Below are 17,827 nucleotides of genomic sequence, written 5' to 3' on the forward strand. Positions count from 1 at the left end.
GCGGGTGACGGCTTTGGCATTTTCCGTTGGAACGTGCGTCCGGCGTACTAGTGTGGACCGATTGGCCTGCGTTGCGCGGAAGTCGGTCCCTTTGTCTGTGGAACGTCCTTCGGGCGGACTTCCCGCGTCAACGGCTCCCGAGCGCGTCCAGGGTGGTGAGCGCGTCCGCATGCGCCCCGCCGGACTCGGCCACGATCTCCGCGACCGTCTGCGGCTCGCGCACGGTGGCGAACTCCACGCCCCCGGCGCCGTCCGGCACGAAGCCGTAGACGCCCGGCCGGGCAAGGGAGTTGTAGGAATAGTGGTGGGCGAAGTAGTAGGCCCCCGTGTCCAGCACGGCCGCCAGGTCGCCCTGCTCCAGTGCGGGCAGCGAACGGCCCTCGGCGAGCAGGTCCCCGGAGAAGCAGGCCGGACCCGCCACGTCCTGCACCACCTCCGGCCCGGACTTCGGCCGGCCCCCGGCGTCGTACGCGGCGACCCGCAGCGGCCACTGCGCGGGGGCGTACACCGTCCGCGCGGCCACCTGTACGCCCGCGTGCGTCACCGCGATCCGCCGGCCGCCCGCGCTCTTGGCGTACTCCACCCGCGCCAGCACCGTGCCGTGCTTGGCCAGCAGCGACCGGCCGAACTCGGTCACCAGCCCGTACCGCCCGTCGAACAGCCCCGGCACCTCGGCGGCCAGCAGCCGGGCGTAGTGCGCGTACGTCGGCGCGGTCGCCTCGGCCGTGAAGTCGACCGGCAGGCCGCCGCCGATGTCCAGGGTGTCGATCTGGCGCCGCCCGGCCCGCTCGTTGACCTCCTCCGCCAGCGCGTACGCCTCCGCCACGCCCCGCGCCATCAGCGGCAGCGGGATGCCCTGCGAGCCGGTGTGCGCGTGCAGCCGGGTCAGCCAGGGCCGGTCCTGGTACGCCCGTACCACCCACTCCCTGGCCCCCTCGTCCAGCAGCGCCACCCCGAACTTCGAGGTGGGCGTCGCCGTGGAGGTCGCTCCGATGGTGCCGCCGCCGACCTGCGGGTTCACCCGGATGCCGAGCGGGGACCGGGTGGGCCCGGCCGCGACCAGGGCGTCGATACGGGCCAGCTCCTGCGGGTTGTCCGCGTTGACGGCGACCCCCAGCGCCAGTGCCTCGCGCAGCTCGCCGGGCGTCTTGGCGGGGGAGTCGAGCACGGTCCGCGAGGCAGGCACCCCGGCCGCGCGGGCGAGGGCCAGTTCGCCGGGGCTCGCCGTCTCGGCGCCCAGGCCGGCCGCGTGCAGCAGGCTCAGCACGGGGACGAGCGGGGCCGCCTTCACCGCGAAGGCGTGCAGCACCGGGGTGCCCGGCGCCACCACCGCGTCGAACGCCGCGTGCAGGGCCGCCGCCGACTCCCGGATGCCGGCGACGTCCAGCAGCGCGACCAGCGGCGCGTCCGGGCCCAGCAGCCCGCCGGTCACCGCGCCCCGCACGGCGGCGTCCCGCCGGGCGACACGCGCGGCGGCCTCCCGCTCCCGCCCGTCGGTGCCGTCGTGCTCCACGGTCTCCTGTGCCACGGTGTGCCCTCGTTCCTCTCGCTCGCCCCCGTTCCGGTTCCAGCCAAACATTCCCGACGCGCGGGCGATGGCACCTGGAAGCTATTGACTAGCTCTATTCACGACTGGACTATGTGAATAGAGACAGCAACAGGAGGAGCACACGATGTCGGGACCCCGCCCCGTACGAGCACCGCGCGGCACGGAACTGAGCGCCCTGGGCTGGCAGCAGGAAGCCGCCCTCCGGATGCTCCAGAACAACCTCGACCCCGAGGTCGCCGAGCACCCCGACAAGCTCGTCGTCTACGGCGGCACCGGCAAGGCCGCCCGCGACTGGCGCTCCTTCGACGCCATGGTGCGCACGCTGCGGACGCTGAAGCAGGACGAGACGATGCTCGTCCAGTCCGGCCGCCCGGTCGGCGTGATGCAGACCCACGAGTGGGCGCCGCGCGTCCTCATCGCCAACTCCAACCTGGTCGGCGACTGGGCCAACTGGGAGGAGTTCCGCCGCCTGGAGGCCCTCGGCCTCACCATGTACGGCCAGATGACCGCCGGTTCCTGGATCTACATCGGCACCCAGGGCATCCTCCAGGGCACCTACGAGACGTTCGCCGCCGTCGCCGCGAAGAAGTTCGGCGGCACCCTGGCCGGCACCATCACGCTGACCGCGGGCCTCGGCGGCATGGGCGGCGCCCAGCCGCTCGCCGTCACCATGAACGACGGCGTGGCCATCTGTATCGACGTCGACCCGCGTGCCATCGAGCGCCGCATCGAGCACAAGTACCTCGATGTGAAGGCCGACAGCCTGGAGCACGCCCTCCAGCTCGCCACCGAGGCCCGCGACGCCCGCCGCCCGCTCTCCATCGGCGTCCTGGGCAACGCGGCCGAGCTGGTCCCGCAGCTCCTCGCCATGAGTGCCCCCATCGACATCGTCACCGACCAGACCTCCGCGCACGACCCGCTGGCCTACCTCCCGGTCGGCGTCGACTTCGAGGACATGGCCGACGCCGCCGCCAAGGACCCGGCCGGGTTCACCACCCGCGCCCGCGAGTCCATGGCCCGGCACGTCGAGGCGATGGTCGGCTTCATGGACGCGGGCGCCGAGGTCTTCGACTACGGCAACTCCATCCGCGGCGAGGCCCAGCTCGCGGGCTACGACCGCGCGTTCGCCTTCCCCGGCTTCGTCCCCGCCTACATCCGGCCCCTCTTCTGCGAGGGCAAGGGCCCCTTCCGCTGGGCCGCGCTCTCCGGCGACCCGGCCGACATCGCCAAGACCGACAAGGCACTGCTGGAGCTGTTCCCGGAGAACGAGTCCCTCGCGCGCTGGATCAAGATGGCCGGGGAGCGGGTGCACTTCCAGGGTCTTCCGGCCCGGATCTGCTGGCTCGGGTACGGGGAGCGGGACAAGGCTGGCGAGCGGTTCAACGACATGGTGGCGAGCGGTGAGCTTGCCGCTCCGCTGGCCATCGGGCGTGATCATCTCGACTGCGGGTCTGTCGCGTCGCCTTACCGGGAGACCGAGGCGATGCTGGACGGGTCGGATGCGATCGCCGACTGGCCGCTGCTGAACGCCATGGTCAATGTGGCTTCCGGGGCCTCCTGGGTTTCCATCCACCATGGGGGTGGAGTGGGGATGGGGCGGTCCATTCACGCGGGGCAGGTCAGTGTGGCGGACGGGACTGCGCTGGCGGGGGAGAAGATTCGGCGGGTGCTGACGAACGACCCCGGTATGGGTGTCATTCGGCATGTGGACGCGGGGTACGACATCGCGGAGTCCGTGGCTGAGGAGCGGGACGTTCGGGTGCCTATGCGTGAGGGTGACGACGCGTGACGCACGGCTCCGTGGTGAGGACGGGCGGGGTACAGCCCGAGCCCGGCGCTGTCCGGCCTCCCTCTTTCCAGGAGATGTGGGCCGAGTTGTTGCCCATCGGGCGTCACCGTGACTCCGGCGGGTACCGGCGATACGCCTGGACCGCCGCCGATGCCGAGTGCCGGGCCTGGTTCCGCGAGCAGGCCGAGGGGCGCGGGCTGACCTACGAGGTCGACCGGAACGGGAATCAGTGGGCCTGGCTCGGGGACCCCTCCGCCGGGGACGCCGTCGTCACCGGGTCGCATCTCGACTCCGTGCCGGACGGTGGGGCCTTCGACGGGCCTCTCGGGGTGGTGTCCGCCTTCGCGGCGCTGGATGAACTCCGGTCCCGGCAGATCCAGTTCGATCGCCCCCTCGGCATCGTCAACTTCGGGGACGAGGAAGGGGCCCGGTTCGGGCTGGCCTGTGTGGGGTCGCGGCTTGCCGCCGGGCAGCTCACCGTGGAGCAGGCGCATCTGCTGACCGACGGCGACGGGATCACGCTGCCCAAGGCGATGGCGGCCGCCGGCTACGACCCCGACGCCATCGGTGCCGACCCCGAGCGACTCGCCCGTATCGGCGCGTTCGTCGAGCTGCACGTCGAACAGGGCCGCGCGCTGGACCTGTCCGGCGACCAGGTCGGCATCGCCAGCTCCATCTGGCCGCACGGGCGTTGGCGGTTCGACTTCCGGGGCGAGGCCAACCACGCCGGCACCACCCGGCTCGCGGACCGGCGCGACCCGATGCCGACGTACGCCGAGACCGTGCTGGCCGCCCGCCGGGAGGCCGAACTCGCCGGAGCCGTGGCCACGTTCGGCAAGATCTCCGTGGAGCCCAACGGGGTCAACGCCATCCCCTCCCTGGTGCGGGGCTGGCTGGACTCCCGCGCCCCCGGCCAGGAGGCGCTGGACGCGGTCCTCGACGGCATCACCCGGGCCGCGCGGGAGTACGCGGGCGCCCAGGGCATCGACCTGGACGTGGTCCGGGAGTCCTTCACCCCGGTCGTGGAGTTCGACCACGCCCTGCGCGACGAACTCGGCCGCCTCCTGGGCCGGGACAGCGGGCTGTCGGTGCCCGTGCTGGGCACCGGCGCCGGGCACGACGCCGGGATTCTCTCCGGGAGCGTCCCGACCGCCATGCTGTTCGTGCGCAACCCCACCGGTGTCTCGCACTCCCCGGCCGAGTCCGCGACCGAGGACGACTGCGTGGCCGGGGTGCGCGCCCTCGCCGACGTACTGGAAGGACTGACCCGCAGGTGACCCAGGGAACCTACTGGTTGGAGCACGCCTGGCTCGGCACGAGCGCCGAGCCGGGGGTGCTCGTCGAGGTCGCGGACGGCCGCATCACCGCCGTCCGCACCGGCACGCCCGCCCCGCCGCCCGGCGCCGAGGTCCTGCGCGGCCTCACCCTGCCCGGTCTCGCCAACGCGCACAGCCACGCCTTCCACCGGGCGCTGCGCGGCACGGTCCAGGTCGGCTCCGGGACCTTCTGGACCTGGCGCGAGGTGATGTACTCCGTCGCCGACCGGCTGACCCCGGACACCTACCACGCCCTCGCCCGCGCGGTGTACGCCGAGATGGCCCTCGCCGGGATCACCTGCGTCGGGGAGTTCCACTACCTCCACCACGCGCCCGGCGGCACGCCCTACGCCGATCCCAACGCCATGGGCGAGGCCCTGATCGCTGCCGCCGCCGAGGCCGGCATCCGCATCACCCTGCTGGACACCGCGTACCTCTCGGCGGGCTTCGGCGAGCCCCCCAACCACCATCAGCTCCGCTTCTCCGACGGCACGGCCGACGCCTGGGCCGAACGCTGTTCAGTTCTCAAGGAACAGGATCACGCGCGGATCGGCGCGGCCGTCCACTCCGTACGGGCCGTGCCCGCCGCCCAGTTGGCGACCGTCGCGGGCTGGGCCGGGGAGCGGCGGGCCCCGCTGCACGTCCACCTCTCCGAGCAGACCGCCGAGAACGACGCCTGCCTGGCCGCGCACGGCGTCACCCCGGCCCGGCTGCTCGCCGAGCACGGCGTGCTCGGACCGCGCACCACCGGGGTGCACAACACCCACCTGACCGGCGAGGACATCGCGCTGCTCGGCGGCTCGGGCACCGGCACCTGCATGTGCCCCACCACCGAACGCGACCTGGCCGACGGCATCGGCCCCGCCGTCGCCCTCCAGAGCGCGGGCTCCCCGCTCTCCCTCGGCTCCGACAGCCACGCCGTCATCGACCTGCTCGAAGAGGCGCGCGCCATGGAGTTGGACGAGCGGCTACGCACCCGCACCAGGGGGCACTGGACCGCCGCCGCGCTGCTGCGCGCGGCCACCGAGGACGGCCACGCGGCGCTCGGCTGGCGGGAGGCGGGCGCCATCGAGCCAGGACGGCTGGCCGACCTCACGACCATCGCGCTCGACTCGGTCAGGACGGCCGGACCGCCGCCCCGGCTCGGCGCCGAGACGGCCGTATTCGCGGCGAGCGCGGCGGACGTCCGGCACACGGTCGTGGGCGGCCGCCAGGTCGTACGGGACGGGGCGCACACGCGCGTGCCCGACGTGCCCGCCGCCCTCGCCGACGCGATCGGCGCCCTGCGCGACTGACCCCCACCACCGGCCCCCCTACCGGCACCCCTGAGGACACCGAGAACACCATGAGCAGCAGCACCGCCATCACCAACATCGCCACGCTGGTCACCAACGACCCCTCCCTCGGTGACGGTTCCCCTCTCGGACTGATCCAGGACGCGGCCCTGGTCATCGACGGCGAACGCGTCGTGTGGGCCGGTGAGTCAAGCAAAGCACCCGCCACCGACAACCGCCTCGACGCTGGTGGGAAGGCGGTCCTGCCGGGCTTCGTGGACTCCCACTCGCACCTGGTCTTCGCCGGGGACCGCACCGCCGAGTTCAACGCCCGCATGTCCGGCCGCGCCTACAGCGCCGGCGGCATCCGCACCACGGTCGCCGCCACCCGCGCCGCCTCCGACGCGGAGCTGGAGGCGGGCCTCGCCCGCCACCTGGCCGAGGCGCTCCGCCAGGGCACCACCACGATGGAGACCAAGTCCGGCTACGGCCTCACCGTGGAGGACGAGTCCCGTGCCCTGCGCCTCGCGGCCGCCCACACCGACGAGGTGACCTACCTCGGCGCCCACATCGTCGCCCCCGAACTCGCCGAGGACCCGGCCGCGTACGTCGCCCTGGTGACCGGGGAGATGCTGGACGCCTGCGCCCCGCACGCCCGTTGGATCGACGTGTTCTGCGAGAAGGGCGCCTTCGACGGCGACCAGGCCCGTGCGATCCTCACCGCCGGCCGCGCCAAGGGCCTGCACCCGCGCATTCACGCCAACCAGCTCTCGTACGGTCCCGGCGTCCAGTTGGCCGTGGAGCTGGACGCGGCCAGCGCGGATCACTGCACCCACCTCACGGACGCCGACGTGGACGCCCTGGCCAACAGCGGAACGGTCGCCACGCTGCTGCCCGGTGCCGAGTTCTCCACCCGCGCCGAGTGGCCGGATGCCCGCCGTCTGCTCGACGCGGGGGCCACGGTGGCGCTGTCCACGGACTGCAACCCCGGCTCGTCGTACACCTCGTCCGTGCCGTTCTGCGTGGCGCTGGCGGTGCGGGACATGGGGATGACCCCGGACGAGGCCGTGTGGGCCGCCACGGCGGGCGGGGCGGCCGCGCTGCGCCGCAGCGACGTGGGCCGGCTCACCCCCGGCAGCCGGGCCGACCTGGTGCTGCTGGACGCCCCGAGCCATGTCCACCTGGCTTACCGGCCGGGCGTGCCGCTGGTCGAAGGGGTGTGGCGGCGCGGCGTCCGGATGGCCTGATCACCGTCCGGTGCCCTCCGCGCGCGGACCCCGTCCTCGTCAGCGGGCCCCCGCCCGCCACCGCTGCTCCCGGCCGCCGTTCAGTGGCCGCAGCTCCACCCCGCCACCGCCGTCGGGTACCACGGCCGTCTCGATGGCGATCTCCGGCCGGATGGTGCCGTCGGGGTCGACGGTGAAGCGGAGGTTCTGGCCGTTGTCGCCGTGGACCGAGTCGCACGGCCAGATGCCCACGCCCCGGTCGGCCTCGCCCCGGCTGTCCAGGCAGAAGTCGGAGTCGGCGGCCGAGCGGACGACCCCCAGGTCGCTGTCGACGCTCCAGCGTTGGGTGGGGGAGGAGGTACAGGGAGCGGTGACGACGTCGGTGCCCTTGTCGAAGTCGCCATCGCGTACGTCCAGGCACGTGCCGGTGGCCAGATTCACCACCTGGGTGTGGGCGGCGCCCGGCGGTGTGGGCGGGGGCGTGGCGGATGGGCTGGGCTGACGGCGGGTCGGCGGGGACGTCGGGCGGTGCGAAGACCTGGTCGGCGCAGGCGACTTGGCCGTGCGGGACGGGGTGGGGGAGGCGACGGGCGAGGGGGAGAACGTCGTCGTGACCGTCACCCGCGGGGGCGCCGGGGCCGCCACCGGCTGTCCGGGGGAGTCGTCGGTGCGCAAGAGCAGGAACGCCAGGAGCGTCACGAGGGCCGCGCCCAGGACCACCGCGGCCGGCAGATAACGCCGCCGCGGTGGCCGGTTCCGTCGTGGGGCGGGCCCTTCGGGCGCCGTGGCCAGTGCGGGCCCGCCTCGGTGGGCGTATGCCGTGCCGCCCCAGGGCAGCAGCCCTTCAGCGAGGGCCTGCCGCGGGGTGTCGCGCAGGGCGCTCAGGTCCTCGAACGCGGCCGTGCAGCAGGGGCACTGGGCCTTGTGCGCGTCCAGGTCGACGCTGCGGCGGGGCCCTTCCGGCCGTACCGCCTCCTCGATCAGTCGGCGGAAGTCGGCGCAGCGCGGATCGTCGGACGCGGCCAGCCGGTGGCGCAGACACGCCTGGGCCAGCGTCTGCAGGGCTTGCGGGGTGCCGTGGGCGACATCGGCGGGGGCGAGGCCGAGGTAGGCGGCGGCCCGCTCCTGGGGCTCCTCCTCCAGGACGCCGTACCAGACGAGGCCCTGGTCGCGGGACGGCAGCGACCGGAACGCCGGGAGCAGGGGCGGGGTCGGACCTTCGGGTGCGGCACCGGAGTTGAGCACCAGCAGCAGGCCGGGATCGAGGCCCGCCGCCCGCTCGTCACGGGCCCAGGACGCCGCGGCGCGGCCCGCCAGGAGCAGCAGGTGGTGGCGCAGCGGCACGTTCGGCTCGATGCCGCGCGCCGTGTCCCGGGCGGCCTCGGTGAGGGCCTCGCCCGCCAGCCTGCGGGCGGTGGACTCGCCGGTGGTGCACAGGCGGGCGTAGGCGAGTACGGCCGGCTGGTGGCGCCGGCGCAGTTCCTGGAGCGCCGGGTACGCCGTCGGGGTCGGGGTGCGCAGCAGTTCGGTGAGCCGTGCGTCCGGCGTGTCCTGGACGTCCTCGTCGGGCTCGGTCTGAGCCATGCGCACCCTCCGTCCCCTGGGGTTCTGACATACCAGTCAGTCGGGTGGCCCATGGTGCTGGAGGGGCGCATCCCGGGAAAGGGGTTACTTCAGGTAACACATAACGGTTCGCGCATCGGTGGCACGGCGAGGCGGCCCGGCAACGTCAGCCGGGCCGCCTCACGCGTGCGGGAAAGGTCCGCCTTTCGGCGGCGCCCACCGTCACTCGTCCAACGTCAGTCCCTTGCGCAGCCGCGTCAACGTCCTCGACAGCAGCCGGGAGACGTGCATCTGGGAGATGCCCAGCTCCTCGCCGATCTCGGACTGGGTCAGGCCCGCCACGAAGCGCAGGGAGAGGATCTTCCGGTCGCGGGGCGCCAGTTCGGCGATGAGGGGCTTCAACGACTCGACGTACTCGATGCCTTCGAGCCCGTGGTCCTCGTACCCGATGCGGTCCGCGAGCGCGCCCTCGGTGTCGTCCTCGGCGGGCTGCGCGTCCAGCGAGGAGGCGGTGTAGGCGTTCGAGGCGGCCATGCCCTCGACGACCTCCTCGGGGGAGAGCCCGAGGCGCTCGGCCAGTTCCGCGACGGTGGGGGCGCGGTCCAGCCGCTGGGCCAGCTCGTCCCCGGCCTTGGCCAGGTCGAGCCGCAGCTCCTGCAGGCGGCGCGGGACGCGCACGGACCACGAGGTGTCACGGAAGAAGCGCTTGATCTCGCCGATGATGGTCGGCATGGCGAAGGTCGGGAACTCGACCCCGCGCGACATCTCGAAGCGGTCGATCGCCTTGATCAGGCCGACCGTGCCGACCTGGACGATGTCCTCCATCGGCTCGCTGCGGGAACGGAACCGCGAGGCGGCGAACTTGACCAGCGCCAGGTTCAGTTCGACGAGGGTGTTACGGACGTACGAGTATTCGTACGTGCCCTCCTCCAGCGACTCCAGGCGCTCGAAGAGCGTCTTGGACAGGGCTCGCGCGTCCACCGGGCCGACCTCGTCGAAGGGCGGGATCTCGGGGAGCCCCGCCAGGGGGTCGAGAGGGTCGATGGTGTGGTCCAGCATTTCCGGTGGGGGTGTCGACGTCGCTTTGTGGGTAGGCGATCCGTCGAGCCGGGCTGACATGGGTGTCCTCCATCGTTCTCGGCATATGGCTGCCGAAGCCGATACGTGCACTGCGGTGTGCGGCGCCTCCGAAGCCGGCGTGTAGGGATGTGTGCCGTACTAGCCCTACCTGCTTCAGTGAGCTGGTCGCAAGTGTCATTTGTGCTGATATGCCCGTTTCTGGGGGGTTGTTCGGGTGTCGAAGTGTGGCTGGAAGGCGTAATGTTCGAGGGCATCAGCAGCCAAGACCTCGGGAGAGAGACGGCATGGACCACGGGACGGTCGGCAGCGCACAGTCGGGCCGGCTTCTGGTGGAGGTGCGGGAAGAGGGTTCCAGCGCCGTAGTGACACCGGCGGGTGAACTCGATCACCACACCGCCGATCTACTGCGCGAGCCGCTCGACGACCTCCTGGAAAAGGGCTTCACGCGACTTGTCGTGGACTGCTCGCGGCTGGAGTTCTGCGACTCGACAGGACTGAACGTGCTGCTGGGGGCCCGCCTCAAGGCGGATGCCGCCGGCGGTGGCGTGCACCTCGCGGGCATGCTGCCCGTGGTCGCGCGCGTGTTCGAGATCACGGGAGCCGAGGCGGTCTTCACCGTCCACGACTCCGTAGAAGCCGCCCTCGCGGGCGAGACCGGCTGACTCCTTCCGTACGCCCCCTCCCGGCCGCCGCTTGCGAGCGTCGGGTGAATGAGGGGGTGTTCCGGGGGATCAGTCGGGCAGGAGACATCTGAAACCTTTCGGCAGCCCCGCCGCCGAACCCGCTCCGGGAACCGGAGAAGGGGTCCGGCGCGACGTATGAGGCGAGGGGCGGACGCCGAAGGTGACGGAGGCAGCACGCGGACACCGGACGGACGGTGAACCGGCCGTCCGGGACCGAAACGGAGTCGGACTTTGGAATCGTGTACTGGTGGATCGGTGAGGTGAAGCGCTGATGAGCACCACCCGGCCCTACTCGCCGGGCGACGGTGGCCCGGAGCCGAGCGGCGTTTCCGGCATGCCCGAAGGGGACGTGGCGGCGTCCGAGGCGGCCTTGAGCGCCGTCGCGCCCGCCGCGCCCTCCGAGGCCGCGCCGGAGGCGAGGGGACGGCAGGTCCGCAGGCTCAGCCTGGACGGAGAGAGCGGGGTGGTCCCGCTCGCCCGTGACTTCACCCGCCAGGCGCTGTACGAGTGGGGCTGGCTGCCCGCCTCGGGCGCCGAGCAGCGGGCCGCCGCCGAGGACGTGCTCCTCGTCGTCTCGGAGCTGGTCACCAACGCCTGCCTGCACGCCGAAGGACCGGACGAGCTGGTCCTGTCCTGCGACCGCAAGGTGATCCGGCTGGAGGTCACCGACCGCGGCGCCGGCCAGCCCGCCCCCCGCACCCCGCATCAGGCCGGCCGCCCCGGCGGCCACGGCATGTTCATCGTCCAGCGCCTCAGCCTCGACTGGGGCGTGGTACGCGCCCCCGACGACTCCGGCAAGACGGTCTGGGCGGAACTGGCCGCTCCGGCCTGAGCCAGGCGTCCGGAAGAGAAGAACGGCGAAGGGCCCCGCATCCTCGATGCGGGGCCCTTCGTACGTCAGGCGGAGCGGGTCAGGTCAGTTGACGCTGCCCATCAGGGCCTTGACCTTCTTGCGGTACATCCAGACCGCGACACCGGCGACCACGGCCAGGATCGCCTCCAGGGCGACGAAGCCCATCTTGTCGAGGTTCACCCCGCCGATGGCCGGGTTCGACAGCAGGGCGGTGATCGAGTCGCCCGCGGTGACCGCGAGGAACCAGACGCCCATCATCTGCGAGGCGTACTTCTTCGGCGCCATCTTCGTGGTCACCGACAGGCCCACCGGCGACAGCGCCAGCTCACCGACGGTCTGCACGAAGTAGATCGCCACCAGCCACATCGCCGCGGCCTTGTGACCGCCCTCGGCGATCGACAGCGGAGCGAGGAAGAGGAAGAAGGACGCGCCGACCAGGACCAGACCGGAACCGAACTTCACGATCGTGCTCGGCTCCTTGCCGCGGCGGTTCAGCCACAGCCACAGCCAGGCGAAGACCGGGGCCAGCGCCATGATCATGATCGGGTTGACCGACTGGTACCAGGAAACCGGGAACTTCCAGCCGGCGATGGTGTTCTTGGCCGAGCTGTCGGCGAACAGCGACAGGGTGGAACCACCCTGGTCGTAGATCATCCAGAAGACGGCGGCGGCGACGAAGAACCAGACGTACGCGGAGACCTTCGAGCGCTCGGCGGGCTCCAGGTCCTTGTCGCGGTAGATCCGGGCGATCACCAGGATCGGCACGATCAGACCGATGATCGTGAGCGGGATCAGCGCCCAGTTCAGCGTGAAGTGGCCGGTGCCGCCCACCAGGGCGTAGAAGACCGCGGCGATGCCGAGCCAGATCAGGCCCTTGCGCAGCGTGGACTTCTTCTCCTCGGCGGACAGCGGGGTGGGGACCTCGTTGCTCTGCGCGGCGAGGTGGCGGCCGCCCAGCAGGTACTGGACCAGGCCGAGCGCCATGCCGAGCGCGGCCAGCGCGAAGCCGAGGTGCCAGTTGACGTTCTCGCCCACCGTGCCGATGGCCAGCGGAGCGATGAAGGCGCCCAGGTTGATGCCGATGTAGAAGAGGGTGAAGCCACCGTCACGGCGCGGGTCGTCCACGCCCTTGTACAGGTGGCCGACCATCGTGGAGATGTTGGCCTTCAGCAGACCCGAGCCGATGGCGACCAGCACAAGGCCGACGTAGAAGCTCGCGGCCACGGGCAGCGCCAGGCACAGGTGGCCGAGCATGATGATGAGACCGGAGACGGCCACCGTCTTGCGGGGACCGAGCAGGCGGTCCGCGACCCAGCCGCCGGGCAGGGCGAGCAGGTACACGAGCGACAGGTACACCGAGTAGATCGCCGTCGCGGTACCCGCGCTCAGGTGCAGGCCGCCCGGAGCGACCAGGTACAGCGGGAGCAGGGCCCTCATGCCGTAGTAGGAGAACCGCTCCCACATCTCGGTCATGAAGAGAGTGGCCAAGCCGCGGGGGTGGCCGAAGAAGGTCTTGTCGGTGCCCGGGGTCTCCGGGCGGACCGAGTCCTTCGTCAGGCTGGACGCCATGGTCGTTCCTTGCTGGTCGGGACGCGCGATGGAGCGCTGCGCGCCCGGTGGGGGTGTGGCCGGCACCGGCAGGGTCGGACGTCCGCCCCCACGCCCTGGGGGTTCCCGCATCGAAAACATCGAAGGCGGAGGACGGCGACCACCGGGATCCACGCTCCTACGCGTCACTGCGTACGGAGCCCGGCCAGAGGTCATTCCTTTCAAGGCTGAGCGGAGTCAGCCCGCACAGAAAGGGAGACCCTCGGCGTCATGTGCCCGCCAAAAGGCCCCCGGTGTGCTACAGGCGTTCAGGTCACCATACGGCAGGACACTGCCGGATATGGAAGGACTTGAGACACGGATCACAGGGATCAGGGGAACCGCGTGACCTGTTTCCAAGGTCTCTTCCACGATCGCATCCCACCGTCAGTGGTTTGTACCAGCAGCGTACAAAGGTAAGAGCACTGCTGCCGACCACGCCCCGGTCCCACGCGCGGGCGGTCTACCATCAGCTCATGACCCGTGTACTGCTCGCCGAGGACGACGCGTCCATCTCGGAGCCGCTGGCCCGTGCCCTGCGCCGGGAAGGTTACGAGGTCGAGGTGCGCGAGGACGGCCCCAGCGCGCTCGACGCCGGGCTCCAGGGCGGGGTCGATCTCGTCGTGCTGGACCTCGGACTGCCCGGCATGGACGGCCTGGAGGTCGCCCGCCGGCTGCGTGCCGACGGCCACACCGTGCCGATCCTCATCCTGACCGCGCGCGCCGACGAGGTGGACACCGTCGTCGGGCTCGACGCGGGCGCCGACGACTACGTCACCAAGCCCTTCCGCCTCGCCGAGCTGCTGGCCCGGGTCCGGGCCCTGCTGCGGCGCGGCTCGGCCGAGCCCCAGCAGCCGCCGGCCACCCACGGGGTGCGGATCGACGTCGAGTCGCACCGGGCCTGGATGGGCGAGGAGGAACTCCAGCTCACGGCCAAGGAGTTCGATCTTCTGCGGGTGCTGGTGCGGGACGCCGGCCGCGTGGTCACGAGGGATCAGCTGATGCGGGAGGTGTGGGACACCACGTGGTGGTCCTCCACGAAGACGCTGGACATGCACATCTCATGGCTGCGGAAGAAGCTGGGCGATGATGCCGCGAACCCGCGCTACATCGCCACCGTGCGTGGAGTGGGCTTCCGGTTCGAGAAGAGCTGAGCCTCGCCTTCCGGGCGGGGGCTGTGGGGGCGTCGGCGGCTGACCCCGCGTCGTGGCCGGTCGCGCGGTTCCCCGCGCCCCTTTGGGGCGCTGCCCCAGGTCGGGGGAGACTAGGGGCTCTCAGCCTTCCCGGAGGGACCCTGTGCGTCGTCGTCTTATTCAGTCCACGCTTGCCGTCGTGCTGGTGGTGATCGCCGTGTTCGGGGTCTCGCTGGTGATCGTGGAGACCCGGACGATCAGCAACAGTGCCCAGGAGCGGGTGGAGTCCGAGGCGGTCCGGCTGGCCAGCATCGTGGACAGCCGCATCCTCGCCGCCGAGAACGTCAACGCCGACGTGTTGCGCAACCCGGTCAGCAAGACCCAGTACGCGGTGATCCGGATGCCCGGCCGGGCCCCGATCGAGATCGGCAGCAAGCCCGAGGGTGACGTCATCCACTCCACGCAGCACGGCGAGGAGGGCGAGACGGTCACCGTGCAGGAGCCCCGCTCCGCCGTGACCCGCGAGGTCGGCCGCACCCTGCTGATCATCGGCCTGGTCGCCCTGCTCGCCGTGATCGCCGCCGTCCTGCTCGCCGTACGCCAGGCCAACCGGCTCGCCTCCCCGCTCACCGACCTCGCCGAGACCGCCGAACGCCTCGGCTCCGGCGACCCCCGCCCCCGGCACAAGCGGTACGGCGTCCCCGAGCTGGACCGGGTCGCCGACGTACTGGACTCCTCTGCCGAGCGCATCGGCCGCATGCTGACCGCGGAGCGGCGCCTCGCGGCCGACGCCTCGCACCAGCTCCGTACGCCGCTGACCGCGCTGTCCATGCGGCTGGAGGAGATCACCCTCACCGACGACCCGGACACGGTGAAGGAGGAGGCGACCATCGCGCTGGGGCAGGTGGAGCGGCTGACCGACGTGGTCGAGCGGCTGCTGACCAACTCGCGCGACCCCCGTACCGGCTCCGCCGTCACCTTCGACCTCGACGAGGTCATCCAGCAGCAGCTCGCCGAGTGGCGCCCCGCCTACCGCAGCGCGGGCCGGGCCATCGTCAGCTCCGGCAAGCGGCACCTGACGGCGGTCGGCACGCCCGGCGCGGTCGCGCAGGTGCTGGCCGCGCTGATCGAGAACTCGCTGATGCACGGTGGCGGCACGGTCGCCCTGCGCACCCGGGTCACCGGCAACCAGGCCGTGATCGAGGTCACCGACGAGGGCCCCGGCGTCCCCGCCGACCTCGGCGCGCGGATCTTCGAGCGGACCATCAGCGGCCGCAACTCCACCGGCATCGGCCTCGCCGTCGCCCGTGACCTCGCCGAGGCCGACGGCGGCCGTCTGGAGCTGCTCCAGACGCACCCGCCGGTGTTCGGCCTGTTCCTGTCCCGTACCGCCCCCGCGCACAAGGGGGAGGAGCCCACGGTCCGCTAGCGGACCCGCGCCGAGTTCTCCGGGTTCTCCGGCTCGTGCCGGGCCACCGGCTCCCTGCTCGCCTCACCGGGCAGCGCGCGGAACACCCACGTGCGGTACGACCAGAAGCGGAACAGCGTGGCCACGCCGATGCCGACGAACTTGAAGACGTTGCTCTGCAGCGGGGTGTCCCAGCCGAACCCGTAGGTGGCGAGGTACAGCACCCCGTTCTCGATCACCAGGCCGATCACGCTGAACACCAGGAACAGCATCAGCTCGCGCGGGCGCCCGCCCCTGTCGCGGTCCCGGTACGTCCAGTAGCGGAAGCCCAGGTAGTTGAAGACGATGGCCACGATCGTGGCGATGATGCTGGCCCGGACCACGGGCAGGTCGGACACGTGCCGGACCAGGTTGAACACACCGAGGTTGACCAGGACCCCGGCTCCTCCGACCGCACCGAACTTGGCGACCTCACGGGCGAGCCGTTGCAGCCCCGAGGAACGACGTTCCATGGCTGTGCAGCTCCCGTCCATAGGTTCTTCTCGGCCCCGCCATGCTATCCACGCGATCCCTCCCATGCCCGCGCGCCGGGCCCCCGCGGGGAAACGGGTCGGCAAGAGGCGGGCAAGGGGCAGGTAAGAGATGTGCGTCGGCGGGCCGGGACGGCGGACGTCCGGGCCGGTCCGCAGGGCCGATACGCTAGGGGGGTGACGTTCCCGGTAGTCGGCATGGTCGGCGGGGGGCAGCTCGCGCGTATGACGCACGAGGCGGGCATCCCGTTGGGCATCAGGTTCAAGCTCCTCAGTGACACTCCCCAGGATTCCGCGGCGCAGGTCGTGAGCGAAGTCGTCATCGGCGACTACCGCGACCTCGACACGCTGCGTGAGTTCGCGCGCGGCTGTGACGTGATCACCTTCGATCACGAGCACGTGCCGACCGAGCACCTCAAGGCACTGGAGGCGGACGGCATCCCCGTCCGGCCGGGGCCCGACGCGCTCGTGCACGCCCAGGACAAGGGTGTGATGCGCGCGAAGCTCACGGAGATCGGCGTGCCCTGCCCGCGCCACCGCATCGTGCGAGACCCGGCCGACGTGGCCGCGTTCGCCGCCGAGGGCGAGGGCTTCCCCGTCGTCCTCAAGACGGTGCGCGGCGGCTACGACGGCAAGGGCGTGTGGGTCGTCGACTCCGAGGCCGAGGCCGCCGAGCCCTTCCGGGCGGGCGTGCCGGTGCTGGCCGAGGAGAAGGTCGACTACGTCCGCGAGCTGGCCGCCAACGTCGTACGCTCCCCGCACGGCCAGGCCGTGGCCTACCCGGTGGTGGAGTCCCGGCAGGTCGCCGGGGTCTGCGACACCGTGATCGCGCCCGCGCCCGAGCTGGACGAGTCCCTCGCGCTGCGCGCCGAGGAGATGGCGCTGAACATCGCCAAGGAGCTGGGCGTCGTCGGGCACCTCGCGGTCGAGCTGTTCGAGACCCGTGACGGCCGTGTCCTCGTCAACGAGCTGGCGATGCGGCCGCACAATTCCGGCCACTGGTCCATGGACGGCGCGATCACCTCGCAGTTCGCCAACCACGTCCGCGCGGTCCTCGACCTCCCCCTCGGCGACCCGCGCCCGCGCGCGCCCTGGACGGTCATGGTCAACGTGCTCGGCGGCGACTACCCGGACATGTACTCCGCGTACCTCCACTGCATGGCCCGTGACCCGCAGCTCAAGATCCACATGTATGGCAAGGACGTCAAACCCGGCCGCAAGGTGGGGCACGTCAACACCTACGGCGACGACCTGGACGACGTGCTGGAGCGCGCCCGTCACGCAGCCGGCTACCTGAGAGGCACGATCACCGAATGAGCCCCGTTGTTGGCATCGTCATGGGGTCGGACTCCGACTGGCCCGTCATGGAGGCCGCCGCCCAGGCCCTCGACGAGTTCGAGATCCCGTACGAGGTGGGCGTCGTCTCCGCGCACCGGATGCCGCGCGAGATGGTCGCGTACGGGGAGCAGGCCGCCGACCGGGGGCTGAAGGCCATCATCGCGGGCGCGGGCGGGGCGGCCCACCTGCCCGGCATGCTCGCCTCGGTGACGCCGCTGCCGGTCATCGGTGTGCCGGTGCCGCTGAAGTACCTCGACGGCATGGACTCGCTGCTCTCCATCGTCCAGATGCCGGCCGGGGTCCCCGTCGCCACGGTCTCCGTCGGCGGCGCCCGCAACGCCGGCCTCCTGGCCGCCCGCATGCTCGCCGCGCACGACGAGGACCTCCTCCAGCGCATGCGCGACTTCCAGCAGGACCTCAACGACCAGGCCACGGAGAAGGGCAAGCGCCTGCGCGCCAAGGTCGAGGGTTCGGCCGGCTTCGGATTCGGGAAGTAGA

Annotated in this window: 15 protein-coding genes; 10 read left to right on the forward strand and 5 right to left on the reverse strand. The window is 71.8% G+C overall.

What is annotated here, in order from left to right:
* Nucleotides 1-127 precede the first annotated feature (127 nt).
* Complete coding sequence (locus tag OG448_RS18490; protein WP_405555189.1) at nucleotides 128-1,579, reverse strand: diaminopimelate decarboxylase; 1,452 nt, start codon at nucleotides 1,577-1,579, stop codon at nucleotides 128-130.
* Nucleotides 1,580-1,673: 94 nt separating this feature from the next.
* Between OG448_RS18490 and hutU the strand changes: the two genes are divergently transcribed.
* From hutU to hutI, 4 genes are all read left to right on the forward strand, one after another.
* Nucleotides 1,674-3,338, forward strand: coding sequence for a urocanate hydratase (gene hutU, locus OG448_RS18495; protein WP_405555190.1), 1,665 nt, complete (start codon nucleotides 1,674-1,676; stop codon nucleotides 3,336-3,338).
* Between the two features lie 74 nt (nucleotides 3,339-3,412).
* Nucleotides 3,413-4,615 carry an allantoate amidohydrolase gene (locus tag OG448_RS18500; protein ID WP_405558846.1) on the forward strand — a complete coding sequence of 401 codons (1,203 nt, stop codon included), beginning with the start codon at nucleotides 3,413-3,415 and terminating at the stop codon, nucleotides 4,613-4,615.
* Nucleotides 4,612-5,949, forward strand: coding sequence for a formimidoylglutamate deiminase (locus OG448_RS18505; RefSeq protein WP_405555192.1), 1,338 nt, complete (start codon nucleotides 4,612-4,614; stop codon nucleotides 5,947-5,949). The genes OG448_RS18500 and OG448_RS18505 overlap by 4 nt, the downstream gene beginning before the upstream one ends.
* A 50-nt stretch (nucleotides 5,950-5,999) precedes the next feature.
* Nucleotides 6,000-7,175 (forward strand): imidazolonepropionase, encoded by a 1,176-nt coding sequence (gene hutI, locus OG448_RS18510; protein WP_405555194.1) that lies wholly within the window; start codon nucleotides 6,000-6,002, stop codon nucleotides 7,173-7,175.
* Between the two features lie 39 nt (nucleotides 7,176-7,214).
* Here the strand turns inward: hutI and OG448_RS18515 are convergent, their stop codons facing one another.
* Together OG448_RS18515 and OG448_RS18520 are read right to left on the reverse strand one after the other, a co-directional pair.
* A complete protein-coding gene (locus OG448_RS18515; RefSeq protein WP_405555196.1) occupies nucleotides 7,215-8,738 on the reverse strand; it encodes an RICIN domain-containing protein in 1,524 nt (507 codons plus the stop codon).
* A 201-nt stretch (nucleotides 8,739-8,939) separates the two neighbouring features.
* Complete coding sequence (locus OG448_RS18520) at nucleotides 8,940-9,836, reverse strand: RNA polymerase sigma factor SigF (RefSeq protein ID WP_405555197.1); 897 nt, start codon at nucleotides 9,834-9,836, stop codon at nucleotides 8,940-8,942.
* 245 nt (nucleotides 9,837-10,081) lie between these two features.
* On the opposite strand from OG448_RS18520, the gene OG448_RS18525 reads away from it, so the two are divergent.
* Both OG448_RS18525 and OG448_RS18530 read left to right on the forward strand, forming a co-directional pair.
* Nucleotides 10,082-10,459: an STAS domain-containing protein gene (locus tag OG448_RS18525; RefSeq protein WP_030814352.1), complete on the forward strand. Its 378-nt coding sequence runs from the start codon at nucleotides 10,082-10,084 to the stop codon at nucleotides 10,457-10,459.
* 292 nt (nucleotides 10,460-10,751) lie between these two features.
* The gene (locus tag OG448_RS18530) at nucleotides 10,752-11,312 is read left to right on the forward strand and encodes an ATP-binding protein (protein ID WP_405555199.1); all 561 of its coding nucleotides are present in this window, start codon (nucleotides 10,752-10,754) and stop codon (nucleotides 11,310-11,312) included.
* Nucleotides 11,313-11,396: 84 nt separating this feature from the next.
* Here OG448_RS18530 and OG448_RS18535 read toward each other — a convergent pair whose 3' ends face one another.
* Nucleotides 11,397-12,902, reverse strand: coding sequence for a peptide MFS transporter (locus OG448_RS18535; RefSeq protein ID WP_405555201.1), 1,506 nt, complete (start codon nucleotides 12,900-12,902; stop codon nucleotides 11,397-11,399).
* A gap of 494 nt (nucleotides 12,903-13,396) precedes the next feature.
* Here OG448_RS18535 and OG448_RS18540 point away from each other — a divergent pair, with 494 nt between their 5' ends.
* Both OG448_RS18540 and OG448_RS18545 read left to right on the forward strand, forming a co-directional pair.
* Complete coding sequence (locus OG448_RS18540) at nucleotides 13,397-14,074, forward strand: response regulator transcription factor (protein WP_030814361.1); 678 nt, start codon at nucleotides 13,397-13,399, stop codon at nucleotides 14,072-14,074.
* Nucleotides 14,075-14,216: 142 nt separating this feature from the next.
* The gene (locus tag OG448_RS18545) at nucleotides 14,217-15,482 is read left to right on the forward strand and encodes an ATP-binding protein (protein ID WP_405555203.1); all 1,266 of its coding nucleotides are present in this window, start codon (nucleotides 14,217-14,219) and stop codon (nucleotides 15,480-15,482) included.
* Here the strand turns inward: OG448_RS18545 and OG448_RS18550 are convergent.
* Nucleotides 15,479-15,973 (reverse strand): GtrA family protein, encoded by a 495-nt coding sequence (locus OG448_RS18550; RefSeq protein ID WP_405555205.1) that lies wholly within the window; start codon nucleotides 15,971-15,973, stop codon nucleotides 15,479-15,481. The two genes, OG448_RS18545 and OG448_RS18550, sit on opposite strands and share 4 nt — an antisense overlap.
* Before the next feature lie 195 nt (nucleotides 15,974-16,168).
* Here OG448_RS18550 and OG448_RS18555 point away from each other — a divergent pair, with 195 nt between their 5' ends.
* Nucleotides 16,169-17,308, forward strand: coding sequence for a 5-(carboxyamino)imidazole ribonucleotide synthase (locus OG448_RS18555; protein ID WP_405555207.1), 1,140 nt, complete (start codon nucleotides 16,169-16,171; stop codon nucleotides 17,306-17,308).
* Nucleotides 17,305-17,826, forward strand: a complete 522-nt coding sequence (gene purE / locus OG448_RS18560) for a 5-(carboxyamino)imidazole ribonucleotide mutase (RefSeq protein ID WP_405555208.1) — start codon at nucleotides 17,305-17,307, stop codon at nucleotides 17,824-17,826. Before OG448_RS18555 ends, purE begins: the two co-directional genes overlap by 4 nt.
* Nucleotide 17,827 lies beyond the last annotated feature (1 nt).

Source organism: Streptomyces sp. NBC_01171, assembly GCF_045039805.1.
Classification (GTDB): domain Bacteria; phylum Actinomycetota; class Actinomycetes; order Streptomycetales; family Streptomycetaceae; genus Streptomyces.

Excerpts from the sequence above, each read along its gene's own strand:
- OG448_RS18490 (WP_405555189.1), bottom strand. The coding sequence starts at position 1,579 with ATGTTTGGCTGGAACCGGAACGGGGGCGAGCGAGAGGAACGAGGGCAC.
- hutU (WP_405555190.1), top strand. The coding sequence starts at position 1,674 with ATGTCGGGACCCCGCCCCGTACGAGCACCGCGCGGCACGGAACTGAGC.
- OG448_RS18500 (WP_405558846.1), top strand. The coding sequence starts at position 3,413 with ATGTGGGCCGAGTTGTTGCCCATCGGGCGTCACCGTGACTCCGGCGGG.
- hutI (WP_405555194.1), top strand. The coding sequence starts at position 6,000 with ATGAGCAGCAGCACCGCCATCACCAACATCGCCACGCTGGTCACCAAC.
- OG448_RS18515 (WP_405555196.1), bottom strand. The coding sequence starts at position 8,738 with ATGGCTCAGACCGAGCCCGACGAGGACGTCCAGGACACGCCGGACGCA.
- OG448_RS18520 (WP_405555197.1), bottom strand. The coding sequence starts at position 9,836 with ATGTCAGCCCGGCTCGACGGATCGCCTACCCACAAAGCGACGTCGACA.
- OG448_RS18525 (WP_030814352.1), top strand. The coding sequence starts at position 10,082 with ATGGACCACGGGACGGTCGGCAGCGCACAGTCGGGCCGGCTTCTGGTG.
- OG448_RS18530 (WP_405555199.1), top strand. The coding sequence starts at position 10,752 with ATGAGCACCACCCGGCCCTACTCGCCGGGCGACGGTGGCCCGGAGCCG.
- OG448_RS18535 (WP_405555201.1), bottom strand. The coding sequence starts at position 12,902 with ATGGCGTCCAGCCTGACGAAGGACTCGGTCCGCCCGGAGACCCCGGGC.
- OG448_RS18540 (WP_030814361.1), top strand. The coding sequence starts at position 13,397 with ATGACCCGTGTACTGCTCGCCGAGGACGACGCGTCCATCTCGGAGCCG.
- OG448_RS18550 (WP_405555205.1), bottom strand. The coding sequence starts at position 15,973 with ATGGAACGTCGTTCCTCGGGGCTGCAACGGCTCGCCCGTGAGGTCGCC.
- purE (WP_405555208.1), top strand. The coding sequence starts at position 17,305 with ATGAGCCCCGTTGTTGGCATCGTCATGGGGTCGGACTCCGACTGGCCC.